Below are 808 nucleotides of genomic sequence, written 5' to 3'. Positions count from 1 at the left end.
ACCCGCATCAAAAGCAACTTGCAGACATTCGGCAATACTTTCCACCGGTGTCACTGAACCACCCAAGCTCATATCACCCAGTACCACCATCTGACTTTGAACCGATCGTCCTAAGAGGCCAGAAGCGAAAGCCACTAAACTTGGCAGAGCAAGATGGCTGAGCGGGCCGGTATTCTGTAATTCCACCACATGTAAATGGAAATCATGTTCCAGCACCTTACTCCCCCCCGAGATCCGGGATGCATTGGCCTTGAAGTAATCAAAAGCAATCTTGACCTGCTCTTTGGCACTACTTGAATTCCATAAGCCAGATGTCGCCAATTTTCCTGAACCTTTAGTGACTTGAAGTTCTAAGCGGTATAAGCCTGGCATGCCCTTATTACTGAGGCCAATGGTATACAGGAAGCCTGGTTTAGCAGGACCTTCGGGAATAAGTCCACCTCCACCCTGCTCTTTGACTGAGACAAAATGTTCTTCTCCAGAAAATCTGACCAGATATAACTGTCCAGGTATTGAGCCTGAGAGATATAGGCCTCTCTCATCACCGTTTCCATAAACTCAATCAGTAAAAGGTTCCGTTCTAAAGCCCCACAAAAAGCCACCTGGGTCGCCAGCTCATCATCGCCATCACGCAAAGCTTTCCAGAAATCAGGTTCTAAACGCTCCAGGCGCTTGCGAATAGCGGTGGCATTGCGTTGCGCCGAAGCCGCAGTTCTTTTTTGCAGAATATTGTCAATCTGAATGGCCTGATGCCATTGTTCTGGAGTCGCTTCTCGTAATAACAGATCCGCGATCAGCCGGCTTTCAC

Annotated in this window: 2 protein-coding genes; both read right to left on the bottom strand. The window is 48.4% G+C overall.

Features of this window, described 5'->3' with window-relative positions; all coding sequences use genetic code 11:
• On the bottom strand, positions 1-372 hold a 372-nt coding region (locus tag ACINWC323_RS18085; protein WP_009506390.1), incomplete at its 3' end, for a S16 family serine protease.
• The coding region (locus tag ACINWC323_RS18090; RefSeq protein WP_009506392.1) for a BrxA family protein at positions 351-808 on the bottom strand (458 nt) is incomplete at its 5' end. The genes ACINWC323_RS18085 and ACINWC323_RS18090, both read right to left, overlap by 22 nt.

It is taken from the genome of Acinetobacter sp. WC-323 (genome assembly GCF_000314615.1).
Lineage (GTDB): Bacteria > Pseudomonadota > Gammaproteobacteria > Pseudomonadales > Moraxellaceae > Acinetobacter > Acinetobacter courvalinii.
This window is presented reverse-complemented; position numbering and strand designations above follow the sequence as displayed.